Source organism: Halomonas sp. LMYGS-3, from assembly GCF_059509875.1.
Genome location: NZ_JCAKFQ010000007.1, coordinates 13,107 through 33,751, shown reverse-complemented (window position 1 = coordinate 33,751; position 20,645 = coordinate 13,107). Strand labels below are relative to the sequence as shown.

General features: G+C 68.7%; 18 protein-coding genes. 15 read left to right on the top strand and 3 right to left on the bottom strand.

The window, feature by feature from the left end; translation table 11 throughout:
• Positions 1-11: 11 nt before the first annotated feature.
• The 6 genes from thiL to AC5W54_RS08495 all read left to right on the top strand — a co-directional run bounded on the left by thiL (position 12) and on the right by AC5W54_RS08495 (position 8,736).
• A complete protein-coding gene (gene thiL / locus AC5W54_RS08520) occupies positions 12-980 on the top strand; it encodes a thiamine-phosphate kinase (RefSeq protein ID WP_495961647.1) in 969 nt (322 codons plus the stop codon).
• Positions 977-1,450, top strand: a complete 474-nt coding sequence (locus tag AC5W54_RS08515) for a phosphatidylglycerophosphatase A family protein (protein ID WP_495961646.1) — start codon at positions 977-979, stop codon at positions 1,448-1,450. The genes thiL and AC5W54_RS08515 overlap by 4 nt, the downstream gene beginning before the upstream one ends.
• Before the next feature lie 135 nt (positions 1,451-1,585).
• On the top strand, positions 1,586-2,824 hold the full coding sequence (locus tag AC5W54_RS08510; protein WP_495961645.1) for a DUF945 family protein: 1,239 nt from the start codon (positions 1,586-1,588) through the stop codon (positions 2,822-2,824).
• Positions 2,825-2,943: 119 nt separating this feature from the next.
• Positions 2,944-5,394, top strand: a complete 2,451-nt coding sequence (gene lon / locus AC5W54_RS08505; protein ID WP_495961644.1) for an endopeptidase La — start codon at positions 2,944-2,946, stop codon at positions 5,392-5,394.
• 329 nt (positions 5,395-5,723) lie between these two features.
• A complete protein-coding gene (gene ilvD, locus AC5W54_RS08500; RefSeq protein ID WP_495961643.1) occupies positions 5,724-7,568 on the top strand; it encodes a dihydroxy-acid dehydratase in 1,845 nt (614 codons plus the stop codon).
• 79 nt (positions 7,569-7,647) lie between these two features.
• Positions 7,648-8,736, top strand: coding sequence for an oxidoreductase (locus AC5W54_RS08495; protein ID WP_495961642.1), 1,089 nt, complete (start codon positions 7,648-7,650; stop codon positions 8,734-8,736).
• 35 nt (positions 8,737-8,771) lie between these two features.
• On the opposite strand, the gene nudE is transcribed toward AC5W54_RS08495, so the two are convergent.
• Positions 8,772-9,383 carry an ADP compounds hydrolase NudE gene (gene nudE, locus AC5W54_RS08490; RefSeq protein WP_495961641.1) on the bottom strand — a complete coding sequence of 204 codons (612 nt, stop codon included), beginning with the start codon at positions 9,381-9,383 and terminating at the stop codon, positions 8,772-8,774.
• Positions 9,384-9,663: 280 nt separating this feature from the next.
• On the opposite strand from nudE, the gene yrfG reads away from it, so the two are divergent.
• The 9 genes from yrfG (at position 9,664) to AC5W54_RS08445 (ending at position 19,771) form a co-directional block, all read left to right on the top strand.
• A complete protein-coding gene (gene yrfG, locus AC5W54_RS08485) occupies positions 9,664-10,368 on the top strand; it encodes a GMP/IMP nucleotidase (RefSeq protein ID WP_495961640.1) in 705 nt (234 codons plus the stop codon).
• Positions 10,361-10,747 (top strand): ribosome-associated heat shock protein Hsp15, encoded by a 387-nt coding sequence (gene hslR / locus AC5W54_RS08480; protein WP_495961639.1) that lies wholly within the window; start codon positions 10,361-10,363, stop codon positions 10,745-10,747. Before yrfG ends, hslR begins: the two co-directional genes overlap by 8 nt.
• Before the next feature lie 12 nt (positions 10,748-10,759).
• Positions 10,760-11,635 carry an Hsp33 family molecular chaperone HslO gene (hslO, locus tag AC5W54_RS08475; protein WP_495961638.1) on the top strand — a complete coding sequence of 292 codons (876 nt, stop codon included), beginning with the start codon at positions 10,760-10,762 and terminating at the stop codon, positions 11,633-11,635.
• A 280-nt stretch (positions 11,636-11,915) separates the two neighbouring features.
• A complete protein-coding gene (locus tag AC5W54_RS08470; RefSeq protein WP_495961637.1) occupies positions 11,916-13,505 on the top strand; it encodes a phosphoenolpyruvate carboxykinase in 1,590 nt (529 codons plus the stop codon).
• 134 nt (positions 13,506-13,639) lie between these two features.
• The gene (msrB, locus tag AC5W54_RS08465) at positions 13,640-14,137 is read left to right on the top strand and encodes a peptide-methionine (R)-S-oxide reductase MsrB (protein WP_495961636.1); all 498 of its coding nucleotides are present in this window, start codon (positions 13,640-13,642) and stop codon (positions 14,135-14,137) included.
• Positions 14,138-14,193: 56 nt separating this feature from the next.
• The gene (locus AC5W54_RS08460; RefSeq protein ID WP_495961635.1) at positions 14,194-16,548 is read left to right on the top strand and encodes a Tex family protein; all 2,355 of its coding nucleotides are present in this window, start codon (positions 14,194-14,196) and stop codon (positions 16,546-16,548) included.
• Positions 16,549-16,717: 169 nt separating this feature from the next.
• On the top strand, positions 16,718-18,343 hold the full coding sequence (gshA, locus tag AC5W54_RS08455) for a glutamate--cysteine ligase (protein ID WP_495961634.1): 1,626 nt from the start codon (positions 16,718-16,720) through the stop codon (positions 18,341-18,343).
• Entirely contained in the window at positions 18,340-18,879 is a 540-nt protein-coding gene (locus AC5W54_RS08450; RefSeq protein WP_495961633.1) for a disulfide bond formation protein B, read from the top strand. The genes gshA and AC5W54_RS08450 overlap by 4 nt, the downstream gene beginning before the upstream one ends.
• A gap of 31 nt (positions 18,880-18,910) precedes the next feature.
• Positions 18,911-19,771, top strand: a complete 861-nt coding sequence (locus AC5W54_RS08445; protein WP_495961632.1) for an alpha/beta hydrolase — start codon at positions 18,911-18,913, stop codon at positions 19,769-19,771.
• 33 nt (positions 19,772-19,804) lie between these two features.
• Here the strand turns inward: AC5W54_RS08445 and AC5W54_RS08440 are convergent, their stop codons facing one another.
• On the bottom strand, positions 19,805-20,218 hold the full coding sequence (locus AC5W54_RS08440; RefSeq protein WP_495961631.1) for a RidA family protein: 414 nt from the start codon (positions 20,216-20,218) through the stop codon (positions 19,805-19,807).
• Positions 20,211-20,636 (bottom strand): acyl-CoA thioesterase, encoded by a 426-nt coding sequence (locus tag AC5W54_RS08435; protein WP_495961630.1) that lies wholly within the window; start codon positions 20,634-20,636, stop codon positions 20,211-20,213. The genes AC5W54_RS08440 and AC5W54_RS08435 overlap by 8 nt, the downstream gene beginning before the upstream one ends.
• Positions 20,637-20,645: the final 9 nt, after the last annotated feature.

Genomic DNA, 20,645 nt, shown 5'->3' with positions numbered 1-20,645 from the left:
GTTGCCACCGGATGCCCAGCGAGTTCGAACTGATCGCCCGCTACTTCACGCCGGCTCCCCCTGGCCCCGAGGCCGGGGTAGGCCTGGGCGTGGGTGACGACTGCACCCTGCTCGCCCCCACCCCGGGGCTGCGGTTGGCGGTCAGCGTCGACACCTCGGTGGCCGGCGTGCACTTCCCCGACGAGGCCCCGGCGGAAGCTGTCGGCCACCGGGCGCTCGCGGTCAGCCTCAGTGACCTGGCGGCGATGGGCGCCCGTGCCCGCTGGTGTCTGATGGCGCTGACCCTCGCCGAGGCGGACGATGCCTGGCTGGAGGGCTTCTCGCGTGGCTTTCGGGCGCTGTGCGATGCCACCGGCACCGCCCTGGTGGGGGGCGATGTGACCCGCGGTGCGACCGCCATCGGCGTGACCGTGATGGGGGAGGTCGATCCCCGGACCGCCCTGACCCGCGGCGGGGCGCGCGCCGGCGACCTGCTGGCGGTGACCGGCGCCCTGGGCGGCGGGGCCGGCGGGCTGGCACTGTGGCAGCGGGGCGAGCGTGACCCCGCCGATCCGCTGCTGGCGCGCTATCTCTGGCCCCAGCCGCGGTTGGCCGCCGGCGAGGCCCTGCTGGGGCTGGCCACGGCGGCCATCGACATCTCCGACGGCCTGCTGGCCGATCTGGGCCATGTCCTCGAGGCGTCCGGCGTGGGGGCCGAACTCGACCTCGACGCCTTGCCGCTGGCCGAGGGGCTGGTGGCGGCCCTGGGCGAGAAGCCGGCCCGGCAGGCCGCCCTGGCCGGGGGCGACGACTACGAGCTGCTGCTGGCGCTGCCCGGGATGCACCTCGACGAGGCGCGCTCACGGCTCGCCTCCCTGGGGCTGCCGTTGACCGTGATCGGCCGGATCTCCGACACGCCGGGCGTGGCCGGGGTGGAGAGGGACATCCCCGATGGCTGGCAGCACTTCCCGGGACAGCCTGGCAAGCGAGGGATGCCATGAACCGCGCCCCCGCCAGTGTCTGGCACCGCCCGACCCACTTCCTCGCCTTCGGGCTCGGTAGCGGCGCCGTGCCCTGGGCCCCGGGCACCTTCGGGACCCTGGCGGCCATTCCCTTCTACTGGCTGATCTCCGAACTGCCCCTGAACTGGTATCTCGCGCTGGTGGCGGTGGCCTTCGTCGCCGGCATCTGGCTGTGTGACAAGACCTCCCGGGACCTCGGGGTCCACGACCACTCCGGCATCGTCTGGGACGAGTTCATCGGTTACTGGATCACCATGGCCGCGGTGCCCTTTTCCTGGGAGGCGGCGCTGTGGGGCTTCATCGTCTTCCGCATCTTCGATGTCTTCAAGCCTTGGCCGATCCGCTGGGCGGACCGCCGTGTGGCCGGTGGCTTCGGGATCATGATCGACGACGTGCTCGCCGGTATCTATGCCTGGAGCACGATGCACCTGTGGCTGTGGTTACACTGAAGTCACACGACAATGACATGTCGATACGTCGTGCCAGGCGCGCGGTGGTGGCCCCGGCATGTCTCGGTGCCTTTCGAGAGACTGAGTCACGGTGGCGGGTTGCCGGTATCGGTATCCAGGGGAAGGGAGGCCTTGATGCGCAAGGAACGACTGATCGTCCCGGTGGTGGTGGCGTTGGCGGTGATCTGGGCGGCGGCCCAGTTCGTCGCCGGCCTGCTGTTCGAGCGGGAACTCGCCCGGGCCCTCGACGATCTCGAGGCGCGGGGCGAACTGATGGTGGAACGCTCCGATGTCGAACGGGGCTGGCTGTCTTCGAGCGGGACCATCCGGCTGGCTCCGTTGCTGGGTGATGCCTGGCAGCTGGAACTGCAGTACACGGCTCGCCACGGGGTGCTCATCACCCGGGTCGATGGCGAGACGATGCCTTACGTCGGCCCCTATCAGCAGCGAGTGTTCGGTGATGCGCTACCCTCCACGCCGCCCCGTTGGCATGCCAGCTACCGCACCCTCGGCGGCACCCTGGAGGGAAGCATCCAACTGGCCCCCTTCATCGCCCGCCAGGGCGAGCGCGAGCTCGACTTCGCCGGTGGCCAGATTCGCTTCGATGGCCAGTATGGCGACTGGCACCTGCGGGCCCGCCTCGAGTCGCTGCACCTGAGCGACGGACAGGCCAGCCTCGGGGCGGGGCCGGTCGACCTCGAGAGTCGCTATGCCTACACCGCCGGTGCCCATCACTTCACCCAGCACGACCTGCTGCGCATCGAGCGGCTGGCCTGGCAGCAGCCGGCCCTGGAGCTGGAGGCGCGGGACCTGATCTACCAGAGCCTGATGCAACTGGACGACCGGGAATTGCGCGTCGACGGCGAGCTGACCCTGACCGAGGTGCAGGCCGCCGATCAGGTGCTGCTCACCGGCCGGGTGGGCATGGAGCTCTCGCGGATCAACGCCGATGCCCTGCGCAGCGTGCTGGCCGAGCTGCGTGACGAGGCGGCCCGGGGGGACGGTGCCCGGGAAGGGCGCGAACTGCTGGCCAGACTAGAGCCGGGGCTGATCGCCATGCTGCAGGATTCGCCGCGCCTCGATGTCACCATGGTGGACCTGGATAGCCCCATGCTCGGCCTGGCGGCCCGGGGCGATGGTGCGCTGTTCTTCGATGCTCGCCACCTCGACGAGCTCAGTCTGCTCGCGCTGGATGACGAGCGGCAACGGGCGCGCTGGCTGTCGCGTCTGGATGGGGACTTCACCTGGCACGAGGTGCCCACGGTGGTGGCCCTGTGGCTCGGCCTGCCGCTGGATACCCGGACACTGGAGATCGATGTGGTGCGCGGCCAGGTGCGGATCAACGGACGGCCCCTGCCGCCGCTGTGGCGGTAGGGAAGGAGCGTTTGCCCTGGGCGCCGGCAGTGCCCGACTTGAATCCGGCGTCCGTCGCCCGCATTCCACTGTTCAGTTCCATCAGCTTCAGCAGATACATCCGACCAGGACGACACGCCATGAGCGACGATCAGGAGCGCCCCGGGGACCCGGAGGTCCAGGGCTGGACTCACGAGCCGTACGATGACGATGATGAGCTTTCCGTCGAGGAAGAGGAGGAGGCGCGTAGTGGCAGCGCCATGGTACCCGCCCGGGAGACCCTGCCCGAACGCATCTACCTGCTGCCGATCCACAACCGGCCGTTCTTTCCCGCCCAGGTGCAGCCGCTGGTGATCAACCGCGAGCGCTGGGAGGAGACCATGCGCCGGGTCGGCAAGACGCCGCACCATGTCGTGGGGCTCGCCTTCGTCGGCGAGACCGCCGTCGAGGCGCTGGACCACGAGCATTTCCCCGAGATCGGTACCGCGGTCAAGGTACACAAGCTGCAGGACGAGGAGCAGCAGATCCAGTTCATCGCCCAGGGGGTGCAGCGCTTCCGCATCGATCGCTGGTTGTCGAAGACCCCTCCCTACCTGGTGGAGGTGAGTTACCCCCGGGAACCGGTGGACGCCGAGGACGACGAGGCCCGTGCCTATGCCATGGCGCTGATCAACGGCATCAAGGAACTGCTGCCGATCAACCCCCTCTACGGCGAGGAACTCAAGCACTATCTCAATCGCTTCAGCCCCCACGAGCCGGGGCCGCTGACCGACTTCGCCGCGGCCATCACCTCGGCCAAGGGACACTCGCTGCAGGATGTGCTGGCGACCCTGCCGGTGGTGACGCGAATGCAGAAGGTGCTGCCACTGCTGCGCAAGGAGATCGACGTCGCCCAGCTGCAGAGCGAGATCAGCGAACAGGTCAACGCCCAGATGCAGGAGCGCCAGCGCGAATTCTTCCTGCGCGAGCAGCTCAAGGTGATCCAGCGCGAGCTGGGCATCTCCAAGGACGACCGCGAGAACGACGTCGATACCTTCCGCGACCGCCTCGAGGGCCTGACGGTGCCGCCCCGGGTGCTGACGCGAATCGAGGAGGAGCTCGACAAGCTCTCGGTGCTGGAGACCGGTTCGCCGGAATACGGCACCACCCGCAACTACCTGGACTGGCTGACCGCGATGCCCTGGGGGGTGCACAGCGTCGACAACCTGGATCTGCCCCATGCCCGGAGCGTGCTCGACCGGGACCATGACGGTCTCAAGGACGTCAAGGAGCGGATCATCGAGTTCCTCGCCGAGGGGACCTTCAAGGGGGACGTGGGGGGCTCGATCCTGCTGCTCGTCGGCCCACCGGGGGTCGGCAAGACCTCCGTCGGTCGCTCGATCGCCGAGGCGCTGGGCCGCGAGTTCTATCGCTTCTCGGTGGGCGGCATGCGCGACGAGGCCGAGATCAAGGGCCATCGGCGCACCTATATCGGCGCCATGCCCGGCAAGCTGGTACAGGCCCTCAAGGAGGTCGAGGTCGAGAACCCGGTGATCATGCTCGACGAGATCGACAAGCTGGGGCAGTCCTTCCAGGGCGACCCGGCCTCGGCGCTGCTCGAGGTGCTCGACCCCGAGCAGAACGTCGACTTCCTCGACCACTACCTCGACGTGCGCCTGGACCTCTCCAAGGTGCTGTTCGTCTGCACCGCCAACACCCTGGACTCGATTCCCCCGGCGCTGCTCGACCGCATGGAGCAGATTCGCCTCTCCGGCTACATCGCCGAGGAGAAGCTGGCCATCGCCCGGCACCACCTCTGGCCCAAGCTGCTCAAGCGCGACAGGATCCCGAAGAAGCGCATCAACCTCACCGAGGCGGCGCTCAAGCAGGTGATCGAGGGCTATGCCCGCGAGGCGGGCGTGCGCCAGCTGGAGAAGCAGTTGCACCGCATCGTGCGCAAGGCCGCGGTCAAACTGCTCGAGAACGGCCAGCACTCGGTACGGGTCTCGGTGAACAACCTCGAAGCGTTCCTCGGTGCCCCGCTGTTCCGCAAGGAGCATGTGCTCCGGGGGGAAGGCGTGGTCACCGGCCTCGCCTGGACCGCCATGGGCGGGGCAACCCTGCCCATCGAGGCGGGCAAGGTGCACTCCCTGACCCGCGGCTTCAAGCTCACCGGCAAGCTCGGCGAGGTGATGCAGGAGTCAGCCAACATCGCCTACAGCTTCGTGCTGGGGCATCTCGGCGAATACGGCGCCGATGCCGACTTCTTCGACTCCGCCTTCGTCCACCTGCACGTGCCGGAGGGCGCCACGCCCAAGGACGGTCCCTCGGCCGGGGTGACCATGACCACGGCGCTGCTCTCGCTGGCCAAGCACCGCGCCATCGACCGGCCACTGGCGATGACCGGCGAGCTGACCCTGACCGGCCAGGTGCTGCCGGTGGGCGGCATCCGCGAGAAGGTCATCGCCGCCCGCCGCAGCGACATCTTCGAGGTGATCCTGCCCGAGGCCAATCGGCGCGACTTCGACGAGCTGCCCGACTTCCTCAAGGAGGGCATGACGGTGCACTTCGCCGGCCGTTACAAGGACGTGGCGCGGGTGGTGTTCGAGTGACCGGCTGCGCCGGAGCGGTAAGCCATAAGCTTGAAGCTGGAAGCGTCAAACAGGGCTCTCGCAGTGGGACATGACGAGCGGCGCCGGGGACAGGTCGTAGCGGAGGTCCTATGCCAGGGATGGCATCGGTAGCGCCCAGGGATGGGTTTACAGCGCCTCCGCGGAGACCTGTCCCCAGGAAAGCCGCGTGCCCCGCTGTGGAAGGCTCGTCGAGTGCTGCGCTCAGCGTCTGGCAAGGCCGTGCCGCCCGTGCCAGAATCAACGGCCGACTGGACACCTGGACCGCCCACTCGGAAGAGCAGGGCGGCTGCAATGAGATAGAGGACACCATGCCCGAGTATCGCTCCCGTACCACCACCGCCGGCCGCAACATGGCCGGCGCCCGCGCCCTGTGGCGCGCCACCGGCATGAAGGACGACGACTTCCACAAGCCGATCGTCGCCGTGGCCAACTCCTTCACCCAGTTCGTGCCGGGGCATGTTCACCTGAAGGACATGGGGCAACTGGTGGCCCGCGAGATCGAGAAGGCCGGTGGGGTGGCCAAGGAGTTCAACACCATCGCGGTGGACGACGGCATCGCCATGGGCCACGACGGCATGCTCTACTCGCTGCCGAGCCGCGACATCATCGCCGACAGCGTCGAATACATGGTCAACGCCCACTGCGCCGACGCCCTGGTGTGCATCTCCAACTGCGACAAGATCACCCCCGGAATGCTGATGGCCGCCATGCGCCTCAATATCCCGGTGATCTTCGTCTCCGGCGGGCCCATGGAGGCCGGCAAGACCAAGCTGCTCGACCATGGCCTCGACCTGGTCGACGCCATGGTCATGGCCGCCGACGACTCGGTGGACGATGCGACGCTGGCCGAGGTCGAGCGCAGCGCCTGCCCCACCTGCGGCAGCTGCTCCGGCATGTTCACCGCCAACTCGATGAACTGCCTGACCGAGGCGCTGGGCCTGGCGCTGCCGGGCAATGGCACGGTGCTCGCCACCCACGCCGACCGTCGCCGGCTGTTCGAGACCGCCGGCCATCGCATCGTCGAGCTGGCCAAGCGGGTCTACGAGGGTGACGAGGCTCACCTGCTGCCGCGCGCCATCGGCTCCAAGGCGGCGTTCCGCAACGCCATGACCCTGGACATCGCCATGGGCGGCTCGACCAACACCATCCTGCACCTGCTGGCCGCCGCCCAGGAGGCGGAGATCGACTTCACCATGGCCGACATCGACCGGTTGTCGCGGGAAGTGCCGCAGCTGTGCAAGGTGGCGCCCAACACCCAGAAGTACCACATCGAGGACGTGCACCGCGCCGGCGGCATCATGGCGATCCTCGGCGAGCTGGATCGCGCCGGGGTGCTCGATACGCGGGTGCCCACCGTCTACGGCGACAGCCTCAAGGCCGCGCTGGACGAGTGGGACATCATGCGTAGCCCCAGCCCCGAGGTGGTGGAGTTCTTCAAGGCCGGTCCCGGCGGCGTGCCGACCCAGGAGGCGTTCTCGCAGAGCGCGCGCTGGCCGAGCCTCGACGGTGACCGCGCCACCGGCTGCATCCGCGACCTCGAGCATGCGTTCTCGAAAGAGGGGGGCCTGGCCGTGCTCTACGGCAATATCGCCCGGGACGGCTGCGTGGTGAAGACCGCCGGCGTCGACGACTCGATCCTGGTCTTCGAGGGGCCGGCCCACGTGGTCGAGTCCCAGGACCAGGCGGTGGAGCACATCCTCGCCGGCGAGGTGAAGGAGGGCGAGGTCGTCGTGATCCGCTACGAGGGCCCCAAGGGCGGCCCGGGCATGCAGGAGATGCTCTATCCCACCTCCTACCTCAAGTCGAAGGGGCTGGGCAAGGCGTGCGCGCTGCTCACCGACGGTCGCTTCTCCGGCGGCACCTCGGGGCTCTCCATCGGCCATGTCTCGCCCGAGGCGGCGGCGGGCGGTGCCATCGGCCTGGTCGAGAGCGGCGATCTCATCCGCATCGACATCCCCAATCGCCGCATCGATGTCAAGCTCTCCGACGCCGAGCTGACGGCGCGCCGCGAGGCGGAGGAGGCGAAGGGCAGAGACGCCTGGAAGCCGAGCATCCAGCGCGACCGCAAGGTCTCGGCGGCCCTCAAGGCCTATGCGCTGCTCGCCACCTCCGCCGACAAGGGCGCGGTGCGCGACCTGACCAAGCTTGACTGAGCGCTCGGGACAGAGCCCCCGTTACCGGCCCCGGCGTCTCGCCGGGGTATCCGTTCACCTGCAGGGAAGCCAGTAGGCAATGAAGACGCAGACCCTGAACGTCGGCCTGATCGGCTACGGCATGGCCGGCAAGACCTTCCACGCGCCGCTGATCCAGGCGGCCCCAGGGCTCGAGCTGACCGCCGTGGTCAGCGGCGATGCCGACAAGGTCGGGGCCGATCTCCCGAAGGTCGAGGTGCTGCCCAAGGCGGCGGCGCTGCTCGCGCGCCCCGAGATCGACCTGGTGGTGATCGCCACCCCCAACGACACTCACTTCCCGCTGGCGAAGGCGGCGCTCAACGCCGGCAAGCATGTGGTGATCGACAAGCCCTTCGCGGTGTCGCTCTCCGAGGCGCGGCTGCTCAAGGCCCAGGCCGAGGGGGCCGAACGGCTGCTGAGCGTCTTCCACAACCGCCGCTGGGACAGCGACTTCCTCACCCTCGCGGCGTTGCTGCAGGCCGGTACCCTGGGCCGGGTGGTGGCGCTGGAGTCGCGCTTCGATCGTTTCCGCCCCGACGTCGGCGACCGCTGGCGGGAACGCCACCGGCCGGGTGGCGGTATCTGGTACGACCTGGGGCCGCACCTGCTCGATCAGGCGCGCGCGCTGTTCGGCATGCCCAAGGCGATCCTGCTGGAGCTGGCCACCTCGCGGGAGGGGGCCGAGGTCGACGACGACTTCCTGGCGCTGCTGGAGTACGACGGCCTGCGGGTCACCCTGCAGGCGAGTTCGCTGGTGGCCGAGCCGACGCCGCGTTTCGCGGTATACGGCACCCGGGGGAGCTACGTGAAGTACGGGCTCGACCCCCAGGAAGCGTGGCTCAAGGAGGGGCGGACACCGTCACCCGGCTGGGGCGAGGACCCGCTCCCCGGTCGCCTGACCCTGGGGGAGGGGGAGGGCGGCACGCCCGGGCTCGCCCGCCGGGAGCATCCGGGCCTCCCCGGTGACTACCCGGCCTACTACGCCGGCATCGCCAGGACCCTGCTCGAGGGCACCCCGCCGCCGGTGAGCGTCGACGAGGCCCTCGAGGTGATGACGCTGCTGGAGACCGGCCTCGATAGCTACCGCCAGGGACGCTGGATGAAGCTGAAGGAGGGCAACGGCCTCAGGAAGCGACTCCACGCCCACTGAGCAGCCCCGCGGCAGGGGGGCCGCCGCACCCGGGGCTACCAGAGCGCCGGCGCCTCCGCTTCGTTGCGCAGCCGTTCCCGGGCGATGAACAGGGCGGCGATGGCCCGGGCCTCGTGGAAGTCCTCCCGCGCCAGCAGTGCCGGCAGCTCGTCGAGGGCGTGGGTCTCGACGATCAGCGGTTCCGGCTCGTCGCCGGGCAGGCGTCTGGGGTAGAGGTCGGTGGCCAGCAGCACCTGCATCCGGTGGCGCATGTAGTTGGGCGCCAGCGACAGTTCCACCAGCGGCTCGATGCGGCGGGCGCCGAAGCCGCACTCCTCCATCAGCTCGCGGTTGGCGGCGCTGACGATGTCCTCCCCCGGGTCGACCAGCCCCTTGGGCAGGGTCAGCACATAGTCCTCGAAGCCGGCGGCATACTCGCGGATCAGCAGCACATGCTCGGGGTCGGGCATGGCGACGATCATCACCGCTCCCTGATCGCTGCCGGTAAGGCGCTCGAAGGTACGCTCCTCGCCGTTGGAGAAGCGCAGCGCCAGCGCCTCGACATGGAACAGGCGGCTCCTCGCCACCGACTGGCGCGACAGCACGCTGGGCTTCTCGGGCCAGGGGTTGTCGGAACGGGGGGTGTACGGGCCGGGGGCATCTGGCATGGGCTCTCCCATTGAGCGGTTGTCGAACCAGGGTTATCGCAGATGGCGGTAACGCTCGAGGCTGTTCCGGTGACAGGTCTGCGAGGGGGCGCTGTGAACCCTTCCCTGGGCGCTACCGATTCCATCCCTGGAATCGGACCCCCTCTTCGACCTGTCCCCGGCGCCTCTCGTTTTGGGTAACTGCGATTGCCTGGGTCGTCGAGTGGGTGGAATGCGTCGTTGGCATCGATTGGGTACAATACTATGCCTTCCGCCATCACCGACGCCATCCGGAGCCGCGATGATCGACTGGCGCGCCATCGACACCGTCCTGCTGGACATGGACGGCACCCTGCTGGACCTGCATTTCGACAGCCACTTCTGGCTGGAGCACCTGCCGCGACGCTATGTGGAACTGCACCGCCTGGACGAGGCCACCCAGCAGGAGGTGCGCTCGCGGGTGCTCCACGAACGGGGCACCCTGAACTGGTACAGCCTGGCCTACTGGAGCCGCGAGCTGGATGTCGACATTCTCGCCCTCAAGCGCGAGATCCAGCACCTGATCGGCCTGCGCGGCGACGCGCTGGACTTCCTCAAGTGGCTCAAGCGGGCCCATCCCCGGGTGGTTCTGGCCACCAATGCCGACCGCGAGAGCCTCGAGCTCAAGCTGCCGCTCACCGGGCTGGAGGCCTACCTGGACGCCATCGTCTCCTCGGCGGATCTCGGCGTGCCCAAGGAGGAGCAGGCGTTCTGGTTCGCCCTGCAGGAGATCGAGCCCTTCGACCCCCAGCGGACGCTGTTCATCGATGACAACGCCTCGGTGCTGGAGAGTGCCCGCGAGTTCGGCATCCGCCACCTGCTGGGCATCAAGCAGCCCGACAGCACCCGGCCCGAGAAGGAGCTCGAGGAGTTCATCGCGCTGGACCGCTTCGCCTCCATCCTGCCGCAGGAACTGCCGCCGGAGGTGCGCGCCGGGGAGCCGGGAAGGGGAGATGGCGATGGATAGCGTACGGCTCGACAAGTGGCTGTGGGCGGCGCGCTTCTTCAAGACACGGGCGCTTGCCAAGAAGGCCATCGAGGGTGGCAAGGTGCACTACAACGGTGCCCGTGCCAAGACCAGCAAGGGCGTCGAGGTCGGGGCGCTGATCCGCGTGCCCCAGGGCTGGGACGTGTGGGAGGTGGAAGTGGTGGCACTCTCCGACCAGCGCCGCGGCGCCCCGGAGGCCCGGGAGCTCTACCGCGAGACGCCGGAGAGCGCCGAGCGCCGCGCCCGCGAGGCCGAGGCACGCCGCCTGACCAACCAGGCCATGCAGCACCCGCTCAAGCGCCCCGACAAGAAGCAGCGCCGCGAGATCCAGCGTTTCCAGCGCCAGCAGGACGACTAACCGGACTACGACATGACCGACCAGATCCAGCGTTTCCTCTTCGACGACACCAATGTGCGCGGCGAGATCGTCACCCTCGAGCGGGCCTATGCCGAGGTCCTCGAGCGTCACGACTATCCCCCGGTGGTCAATCGCCTGCTCGGCGAGCTGCTGTGTGCGGTGGCGCTGCTCACCGATACCGTCAAGCTCGACGGCACCCTGAGCATCGAGGTACGCGGCCAGGGGGCGTTGGCACTGCTGATGGCCGAGTCCAACCCCGGCGGCGAGTTGCGCGCGATCGCCCGCCTGGCCGAGGGTGCCGAGCCACCCGTCGACGACATCGGCTTCCGCGAGTTGCTCGGCCAGGGCCAGATCATGATCACCCTCGACCCGCGGGAGGGCCACCGCTACCAGGGCATCGTGTCGCTCGACCGGGACAGCCTGGCGGAGTGCCTGGCGGCCTACTTCGCCCAGTCGGAGCAGCTGCCGACCCGGCTGTGGCTCGCCGCCGACGGCCGCCGCGCCGGCGGCCTGTTGCTGCAGCGTCTGCCCGACGAGTCGCGGCACCAGGATGCCGATGCCTGGGAACGCACCGTGCACCTGGCCGATACGGTCAGGCGCGAGGAACTGCTGGGGCTCGAGCCGCTCGAGGTACTGCGGCGCCTCTATCACGAGGAGCGTGCGCGAGTCTTTCCGCCCAAGGCACTGCGCTTCGGCTGCACCTGTTCCCGCGAGCGTATCGCCGATGCCCTGCTGACCCTGGGGGAGCAGGAGCTGCGCGAGGTGCTCGCCGAGCGTGGCAGCATCGACACCCAGTGCCACTTCTGCCACACCCGCTACCACTTCCCGGCCGCCGAGATCGAGGCCCTGCTCGCCTCGCCCGATGCCCCGTCGCCCACCCTCCACTGAAGTGGCACGGCGCGGTGGGGCGAGGGCGGACGGCAATGCTGCATGGCACAAACGACTTTGTGGCGAACGGTCACGATGTAGTAGTAAAACTACATGAAGTTCGGCCAACCGCGGCGTTTCCCGCCGGCCTTCTTTTTTGCCATAATGGCGCCGCTTTTCACCGGCACGATCGCCTTACACAAGACGGGAAGACCCGCGCGGCGATCGTTGGCACGACACCCGTTGCGTCACCGACGCCCGGCTAACGAGAGAGAATCGGCCGCAAGGCCCAGGAATCGACATGACCACGACCCAAGCCGCTACCCAGGCTGCCAGTGCGCAGCAAGCCGCCACCGCCCAGGCCCACGTCAACCTCTGCAGCGCCGAGCTGATCGAGCGCGCCGTGGCCCGGGGCGAGGGCCGCCTGGCTGCCAACGGTGCCCTGGTGGTGAACACCGGTGTCCGCACCGGCCGCTCGCCCAAGGACCGCTTCATCGTCGACGAGCCGACCACCAGTGCCCAGATCGACTGGGGCAGCGTCAACCGTCCCTTCGACAGCGAGCGGTTCGATGCCCTCTGGGCGCGCGTCGAGTCGTACCTGACCGGCGGCGAGCGTTTCGTTTCCGAGCTGCACGTGGGCAGCGACCCGGTTCACTATCTGCCGGTGCGGGTGACCACCGAGACCGCCTGGCACAACCTCTTCGGTCGCACCATGTTCGTGCGTCCCCAGGCATTCAACCCCTCCGCCAAGGAGGAGTGGACCATCCTCAACGCCCCCTTCTTCGAGTGCGATCCGGCCCGTGACGGCACCAACTCCGACGGCTGCGTGATCCTCAACTTCGCCCAGAAGAAGGTGCTGATCGCCGGCATGCGCTACGCCGGCGAGATGAAGAAGGCGATGTTCTCGGTACAGAACTTCCTGCTGCCGGCCTCCGATGTGCTGCCCATGCACTGCTCCGCCAACGTCGGCGAGGACGGCGAGACCACCTTGTTCTTCGGTCTCTCCGGCACCGGCAAGACCACCCTCTCCGCCGACCCGGCGCGCTTTTTGATCGGTGACGACGAGCACGCCTGGGGACCGGGTACCGTCTTCAACATCGAGGGGGGGTGCTACGCCAAGTGCATCGACCTCTCCGAGAAGAACGAGCCGATCATCTGGGATGCCATCCGCTTCGGCACCGTGCTCGAGAACGTGGTCCTCGACGATCGTCGCGAGCCCGATTACGCCGACGACAGCCTGACCCAGAACTCCCGTGCCGCCTACCCGCTGGAGCACGTCGAGAAGCGCGTGGCCGAGAACCGCGCCGGCGAACCCAATGCCATCGTCTTCCTGACCTGCGACATGAGCGGCGTGCTGCCGCCGGTCTCGGTGCTCTCCAAGGAGGCCGCGGCCTATCACTTCCTGTCCGGCTACACGGCCAAGGTCGGCTCCACCGAGATGGGCTCCTCCGCCGGCCTCGAGGCGACCTTCTCCACCTGCTTCGGCGCCCCCTTCTTCCCGCGCCCCGCGCGCGAGTACGCCGATCTGCTGATCAAGCGCGTGGCCGCCAAGGACGCCCAGGTCTACCTGGTCAACACCGGCTGGACCGGCGGCGCCTATGGCGAGGGCGGCGCGCGTTTCTCGATCCCGACCACCCGCGCCATCATCAGCGCCATCCAGTCCGGCATCCTGCGCGATATCGAGACCCGGCACATCGACGGCCTGAACCTCGAGGTGCCGGTGGCCGTGCCGGGCGTCGACTCCCACCTGCTCGACCCGCGCGAGACCTGGGAAGACCGCGCCGCCTACGACCGCCAGCTGAACGACCTGGCCGCCAAGTTCGTCGACAACTTCAAGAAGTTCGACGGCATCAGCGAGGCCATCGTCAACGCCGGGCCGAGCCTGACCTGAGGCGGGCGAACCGCCGCCATTGTCGGCGGTCTGAACGGGGGAAGGGCCGAGGCCCTTCCCCCGTTTCGTTGTGCATCCACTTCGATGCGCGGGCCCTGTCCCTGAGTGAGGCAAGCCATCGACGGAGTGTGATAATGAAAAGACGGCATTTTCTGGGGCTGCTCGGTGTCACAGGCGCGGCGGGACTGTTGCCGGGAGTCTCCTGGGGCTTTCCGCGTCTGGACCTGGAGCCTGCCGAGGGCCTGGAACGCCTCGAGCTCAGCGACGCCGTGTGGCGCGAGCGGCTCACCCCTGAGCAGTACGAGATCCTGCGCGACCACGGCACCGAGCCGCCCTTTTCCAGTCCCCTGGACAAGGAGTGGCGCGACGGGGAGTATCGCTGCGCCGGCTGCGACCTGCTGCTCTTCACCAGTGCCATGAAGTACGACTCCGGCACCGGCTGGCCGAGCTTCTTCGAGCACGTGGAAGGGCACCTGCTGAGCGAGCTCGATTTCAAGCTGATCTGGCCGCGCACCGAGTACCACTGCGCCCGCTGCGGCGGTCACCAGGGCCATGTGTTCAGTGACGGCCCCGAGCCCACCGGCCTGCGCTGGTGCAACAACGGCCTGGCGCTGACCTTCATACCCGCCTGAACCCTGATTGTGATACCTTGTCGCGATTGATTCTCGAGCATCAGTGAAGGGGTTACATGGACGCCACCAACCGCATCATCACGCGCCTCGCCGAGGAGCTCGCCGTTCGCCCGCAGCAGGTCACGGCCACGGTGGAGTTGCTCGACGGCGGGGCCACCGTGCCCTTCATCGCCCGCTACCGCAAGGAGGTCACCGGCGGGCTCGACGATAGCCAACTGCGCACCCTCCACGAGCGCCTGGGCTATCTGCGCGAGCTGGAGGAGCGCCGTGCGGCGGTGCTCGCCGCCATCGACGAGCAGGGCAAGCTCACCGACGAGCTCGAAGGGCTGATCCGGGCCGCCGATACCAAGCAGCGCGTGGAAGACCTCTACCTGCCCTACAAGAAGAAGCGTCGCACCAAGGCCCAGATCGCCCGCGAGGCGGGCCTCGAGCCCCTGGCCGATGCCCTGCTCGCCGACCCCACCCTGGACCCCGAAACCGAGGCCGCCGGCTATCTCCGCGCCGCGGAGGGTGACATTCCCGCCGTGGAGGATGCCAAGGCGGCGCTGGACGGGGCCCGCCAGATCCTCATGGAGCGCTTCGCCGAGGACGCCGAGCTGGTCGGCCGGCTGCGCGAGCGGCTGTGGGACGAAGGCGAACTCAGCGCCCGGCTCATCGCCGGCAAGGAGCGCGAGGGCGCCAAGTTCTCCGACTACTTCGAGCACGACGAGAAACTGGCGAAGACCCCGTCGCACCGGGCACTGGCGATGTTCCGCGGCCGCAACGAGGGCGTGCTGACACTGGCCATCCGCCTGCCGGGCGAGGAGGAGGTGCCGATCCACCCGGCCCAGGTGGCCATCGCCAGGCACTTCACTATCCGCGACGAGGGGCGTCCCGCCGACAAGTGGCTCGCCGACGTGGTGCGCTGGACCTGGCGGGTCAAGCTCTACACCCACCTCGAGACCGAGCTGCTGGGCCGACTGCGCGAGCGCGCCGAGCAGCAGGCCATCGAGGTCTTCGCCGCCAACCTCAAGGATCTGCTGCTGGCCGCCCCGGCCGGGCCCAGGGCGACGCTGGCCATCGACCCCGGCCTGCGCACCGGCTGCAAGGTGGCGGTGGTGGACGCCACCGGCCAGTTTCTCGAGCACGCCACCATCTATCCCCATGCGCCCCGTAACGCCTGGGATGCCTCGCTGGCCGAGCTGGCCAAACTGGTCGAGCGGCACGACGTGGCGCTGATCGCCGTGGGCAACGGCACCGCCAGTCGCGAGACCGACCGCCTGGCCGGCGACCTGGTAAAGCTGCTGGCCGGCAAGCGCCCGCTGGCCAAGGTGATGGTCAGCGAGGCCGGGGCCTCGGTCTACTCCGCCTCGGAGTACGCCTCCCGGGAGCTGCCCGACCTCGACGTCACCATCCGCGGTGCCGTCTCCATCGCCCGGCGTCTGCAGGACCCGCTGGCCGAGCTGGTCAAGATCGAACCCAAGTCGATCGGCGTGGGCCAGTACCAGCACGACGTCTCCCAGCTGCAGCTCTCGCGCAGCCTGGAGGCGGTGATCGAGGACTGCGTCAACGCGGTGGGCGTCGACCTCAACATGGCGTCGAGTGCCCTGCTCTCGCGGGTCGCCGGCCTCAACCCGGCGCTGGCCGAGAACATCGTCGCCCGGCGCAACGCGCAAGGGCCCTTCACCAGCCGCAAGCAGCTGCTCGAGGTGAGTCGCCTGGGCCCCAGGACCTTCGAGCAGTGCGCGGGCTTCCTGCGCATCATGAACGGCGCCAACCCGCTCGACGGCAGCGCCGTGCACCCCGAGGCCTATCCGCTGGTAGAGCGCATCGCCGCGCGCAGTGGTCGCGGCCTGGCCGGCCTGATCGGCGACAGCGCCACGCTCAAGGCGGTCAAGCCGGCCGACTTCGCCGACGAGCGTTTCGGCGTGCCCACGGTGACCGACATCCTCGCCGAGCTCGACAAGCCGGGGCGTGACCCGCGTCCTGAGTTCAAGGCCGCCGAGTTCCGCGAGGGCGTCGAGACCCTCCAGGACCTCGAGCCGGGCATGATTCTCGAGGGCAGCGTGACCAACGTCACCCACTTCGGTGCCTTCGTCGACATCGGTGTGCACCAGGACGGCCTGGTGCACATCTCGGCGCTGTCGGACAAGTTCGTCGAGGATCCGCGCTCGGTGGTCAAGGCCGGCGATATCGTGCGAGTCAAGGTGATGAGCGTGGATCTGGAGCGGGCACGCATCGGGCTCTCCATGCGCCTCGACGACCAGCCGGGCGAGGAGGCGAGCGAGAGGCGTGGCAGCCAGTCTCGCCGCGGTGGTGACGACCGACGCCGCCAGGACAAGGCGTCGCGCCGGGGCGACAAGCCGACCGAGCAGGGCGGGCAGATGGGGGCCCTGGGGGCGGCGCTGCTGAAGGCCAAGCGCAAGCGCTAGGCGAGCTGCGAGCGACGAGCAACACTGCAGCCCGAAATTCGAAGCAGGCTAACCTTGAATCGCCGCCGGTCGGCACCATAATCTGACGTTCCATGGGCTTGCGCTGGCCTGCCGCGCGCCCACAACGAATGCGAACCGTGAAGCGCGCCCCTCGGCCGGCTTCCACGACATGGGGTGTTTTCTCTTGTCCGACTCACTCGCCACCCTCATCGAGCGTCTCAAGGAGCCCGCCCGTCGGGGACTGATCGGTCGCCTGCGCCGCGGCATCGAGAAGGAGGGGCTGCGCGTCGACCCGGCGGGACGCATCGCGTCCACGCCGCACCCGGCCGCCCTGGGGTCCAAGCTCACCCATCCGCATATCACCACCGACTACTCCGAGGCGTTGCTGGAGTACATCACCCCGGTCTACAGTCGGCCGGTCGATGCGATGGAGTTCCTCGCCGACCTGCATCGCTTCAGCTATCGTCACCTGGGCCGCGAGCTGATCTGGCCGGCCAGCATGCCGGCGCGGCTCGACGGCAACGACAGCGTGACCATCGCCGACTACGGCGACTCCAACGTGGGCACCATGAAGCACGTCTATCGCAAGGGACTCGACGTGCGTTACGGGCGGATCATGCAGGCCATCGCCGGGGTGCACTACAACGTCTCGCTCCCCGACGACCTCTGGCAGCAGTTGCGCGAACTCGACGCCGCCGGCGAGACGCCGATGAACGACTACCGTTCGGCGCGCTACTTCGGGCTGATCCGTAACTTCCGCCGCCACAGCTGGCTGCTGCTCTACCTGTTCGGGGCCTCGCCGGCCCTGGATCGCAGCTTCCTGGCCGGTGGCGAGGTGCCTGGCCGGTTCGAGGCCCACGGTGACGAGACCCTGATCTCGCCCCATGCCACCAGCCTGCGCATGTCCGACCTGGGCTACCAGAACAAGGTCCAGGCCCAGTTGAAGATCTGTTTCAACTCGCTCTCGAACTACGTGGGCACCCTGCGTCACGCCATCTCCACCCCCTGGCCGGCCTATCAGGCCCTGGGGGTGAGGGAAGACGGCGAGTGGCGCCAGCTCAATGCCAATATCTTGCAGATCGAGAACGAGTACTACAGCGACATCCGCCCCAAGCGGGTCGCCCGTCACGACGAGACACCCAGCCAGGCTCTCGAGGCCCGCGGCGTGGAGTACATCGAGGTGCGCTGTCTCGATCTCAACCCGCTGTTGACCCTGGGCATCGACGAGGAGCAGATCCGCTTCCTCGATACCTTCCTGATGTGGTGCCTGCTCTCGGAGAGTCCCTGGATTCCCGACGAGGAGTGCGATCGGCTCGACGACAACCGCCGGCTGGTGGTCGAGCGGGGCCGCGACCCCGAGCTGCGCCTGACCCACCATGGCCGCCAGCGCCGCATCGCCGACTGGGGCGGCGAGATCCTCGCCGAGCTCGGTCGGGTCGCCGAACTGCTCGACCTGCTGGAGGAGGGCGCGCCCCACGCCAAGGCCGTGACCGCCATGTCGCCGCGCCTCGACGATCCCGCGCTCACCCCGTCTGGCGTGCTGCTCGACCGCCTGCGCGAGCGCGGCGAGGAGTTCAGCGACGCCATGCTGGCGATCGCCCGGGCACAGGCCGAACGCCTGCGCGAGGAGCCCCTGGACCCTGCCCGGCAGGCGCTGTTCGACCAGCTGGTCGAGACCTCCCACCGGCAGCAGAACGACATCGAGGCCGCCGATGTCGAAGGCTTCGACGACTTCCTGGCCCACTATTTCGCCCGTGCTCGGCAGCCCCGGCTTCGCAACGAGGAAGCTTCGTGACACACGCCCTCTCGCATCTCTCCGTGCGCCAGTGGAGCCTGGCGGGGCTCGCCTTCTGCGGCCTGATGATGGCCGTGGCCCTGGGGCTTGAGCACGTCGGCGGGCTCGAGCCCTGCCCGCTGTGCATCTTCCAGCGCGTGGCGGTGCTGTCCGCCGCGGCGGTGTTCCTCGTCGCCGCCATCCACAACCCGCGCGGTCGCCTCGGGGCCGCGCTCTATGGCGGGCTGTCGCTGGCCGCGGTGATCGGCGGCATCGCCGTGGCCTGGCGCCACCTCTGGTTGCAGTCGCTGCCGCCCGACGAGGTGCCCACCTGCGGTCCCGGGCTCGACTACATGATGGATATCCTGCCGCTGCGCGACGTGGTCTCCATGGTGCTCTCGGGCTCCGGCGAGTGCGCCGAGATCGATTTCCTGCTGCTCGGCATCTCGTTGCCCGGCTGGACCCTGATCGGCTTTTTGGTACTGGCGCTCGCCCCGCTGGGACTGCTGCTGACCACCTTCCGTGAGCAGCGTGGCCTGACCGGCCTCCCGTCATGACGGCCGCCGTGGCCACGCCAAGGAGAACGTCATGCTCTATCGCGACTTCGCCACCCAGGAAGAGATCGACCGCGAATACGACCCCTCGCAGGGGCGCGATCTGGCCGCCCTGATCACCGACTGGCGCGACAGGAGCCGGGACACCCGCACCCGCCACCGGGTGACGGAGGAGGTCGCCTTCGGCCCCTCGCTGGCCGAGCGCATGGACGTCTTCCACGCCGCGGACGAGCGCGCCCCGGTTCACCTCTTCTTTCACGGCGGCTACTGGCGCTCGCTCGGTCACAAGGAGTTCGCTTTCATCGCCGACGGCCTGGTCGAGGCCGGCATCACGGTGGCGGTGATCAACTATGCGCTCTGCCCCGGGGTCTCCTTCGGTGAGGTGGTGCGGCAGAGCCAGGCCGCCGTGGCCTGGTGGCATCGCCACGGCGAGACGCTCGGGGTCGACCCGGGCCAGCTGAGCGTCTCGGGTCATTCGGCGGGCGGCCACCTCTGCGCCATGCTGCTGGCCACCGACTGGCAGGGCGTCTACGGGCTGCCCGACGACCTGATCCGCGGCGCCCTGGCCATCAGCGGCCTCTACGACCTGCGCCCCTTTCCCTGGTCATGGCTGCAGCCCAAGCTGCAGCTCACCGGCCGCGACGTCGCCGCCTATAGCCCGCTGTTCCTGGCGTGCCGGGTGCCGGCACCGGTGCATCTGGTGGCGGGGAGCCGTGAATCCGGCGAGTTCGAGCGCCAGATGCGCGCCCATGCCGAGCACCTCGACGCCCATGGCGTGGCGGTAAGCGACGAGCTGCTGCCCGACGACGATCATTTCTCGATTCTCGACCACTACGCGGCGGGTGGGCGCTTCGTCGATCGTATCGCCGCCTTCCATTCGCTCCAGGCGTCCTGAACGGGAAGAGGGCGAGGGGCTGACGGTTGGCGCTCAGTGGGCCGGCAGCACCGCCGTGGCCTCGATCTCCACCCTGGCCCAGTCCTCGATCAGGTCGGCGACCTGGACCATGGTCATGGCGGGGAAGTGCTTGCCCATGACTTCACGGTAGGCGGCCCCCACCTCCTTGAGCCGGGCCAGGTACTCCCGCTTGTCGGTGATGTACCAGGTCAGGCGCACCAGGTGCTCGGGGCCGGCACCGGCCTCCCGCAGTACGCTGACGATATTGGCCAGCGCCTGCTGGACCTGGTCCACGAAGTCGTCGCTCTCGAAGACCTGGTCGCCGTTCCAGCCGATCTGACCGCCGACGAAGATCGTGCGGCCGGCGGCGGCGATGCCGTTGGCATAGCCGACGGCGGCCTTCCAGTGGGTGGGGTGAAGCTGTTGGTGCACGGGGGCGTCATTCATCGGGGATTCCTTGTCGGCAGTCGATGTCGAAGCGCCGGCGCATGGCGTCGGGCCAGGGAAGCGGGCGGCCGCTCGCCAGGTCGACGAACACCAGGGTGGAGTCGCTGGCCAGGCGCCGCTCGTCACCGCAGTGGGCGGTGACCCGCAGGGTCAGGCTGGTGCGGCCGACCCTGACCGGTATCAGCCGGAAGCACAGTTGCTCGCCCAGCCGGCTGGGGGCATCGAAACGGGTCTCGAGCGCGACGGTGGGAACGCCGGTACCCGCCGCGACGTGGAGCTGGTGGAAGTCGCGGCCGACCACCTCCTCGAACCAGTCCTCCACCACCGAGTTGATCATCTCGAAGTAGCGCGGGTAGAAGACGATCCCCGCCGGGTCGCAGTGCTGGAAGCGCACCTTGCGCTGGGTCGCGAAGGCCATCGTTTCCTC

Excerpts from the sequence above, each read along its gene's own strand:
- thiL (WP_495961647.1), top strand. The coding sequence starts at position 12 with ATGCCCAGCGAGTTCGAACTGATCGCCCGCTACTTCACGCCGGCTCCC.
- AC5W54_RS08515 (WP_495961646.1), top strand. The coding sequence starts at position 977 with ATGAACCGCGCCCCCGCCAGTGTCTGGCACCGCCCGACCCACTTCCTC.
- AC5W54_RS08510 (WP_495961645.1), top strand. The coding sequence starts at position 1,586 with ATGCGCAAGGAACGACTGATCGTCCCGGTGGTGGTGGCGTTGGCGGTG.
- lon (WP_495961644.1), top strand. The coding sequence starts at position 2,944 with ATGAGCGACGATCAGGAGCGCCCCGGGGACCCGGAGGTCCAGGGCTGG.
- ilvD (WP_495961643.1), top strand. The coding sequence starts at position 5,724 with ATGCCCGAGTATCGCTCCCGTACCACCACCGCCGGCCGCAACATGGCC.
- AC5W54_RS08495 (WP_495961642.1), top strand. The coding sequence starts at position 7,648 with ATGAAGACGCAGACCCTGAACGTCGGCCTGATCGGCTACGGCATGGCC.
- nudE (WP_495961641.1), bottom strand. The coding sequence starts at position 9,383 with ATGCCAGATGCCCCCGGCCCGTACACCCCCCGTTCCGACAACCCCTGG.
- yrfG (WP_495961640.1), top strand. The coding sequence starts at position 9,664 with ATGATCGACTGGCGCGCCATCGACACCGTCCTGCTGGACATGGACGGC.
- hslR (WP_495961639.1), top strand. The coding sequence starts at position 10,361 with ATGGATAGCGTACGGCTCGACAAGTGGCTGTGGGCGGCGCGCTTCTTC.
- hslO (WP_495961638.1), top strand. The coding sequence starts at position 10,760 with ATGACCGACCAGATCCAGCGTTTCCTCTTCGACGACACCAATGTGCGC.
- AC5W54_RS08470 (WP_495961637.1), top strand. The coding sequence starts at position 11,916 with ATGACCACGACCCAAGCCGCTACCCAGGCTGCCAGTGCGCAGCAAGCC.
- msrB (WP_495961636.1), top strand. The coding sequence starts at position 13,640 with ATGAAAAGACGGCATTTTCTGGGGCTGCTCGGTGTCACAGGCGCGGCG.
- AC5W54_RS08460 (WP_495961635.1), top strand. The coding sequence starts at position 14,194 with ATGGACGCCACCAACCGCATCATCACGCGCCTCGCCGAGGAGCTCGCC.
- gshA (WP_495961634.1), top strand. The coding sequence starts at position 16,718 with ATGGGGTGTTTTCTCTTGTCCGACTCACTCGCCACCCTCATCGAGCGT.
- AC5W54_RS08445 (WP_495961632.1), top strand. The coding sequence starts at position 18,911 with ATGCTCTATCGCGACTTCGCCACCCAGGAAGAGATCGACCGCGAATAC.
- AC5W54_RS08440 (WP_495961631.1), bottom strand. The coding sequence starts at position 20,218 with ATGAATGACGCCCCCGTGCACCAACAGCTTCACCCCACCCACTGGAAG.
- AC5W54_RS08435 (WP_495961630.1), bottom strand. The coding sequence starts at position 20,636 with ATGGCCTTCGCGACCCAGCGCAAGGTGCGCTTCCAGCACTGCGACCCG.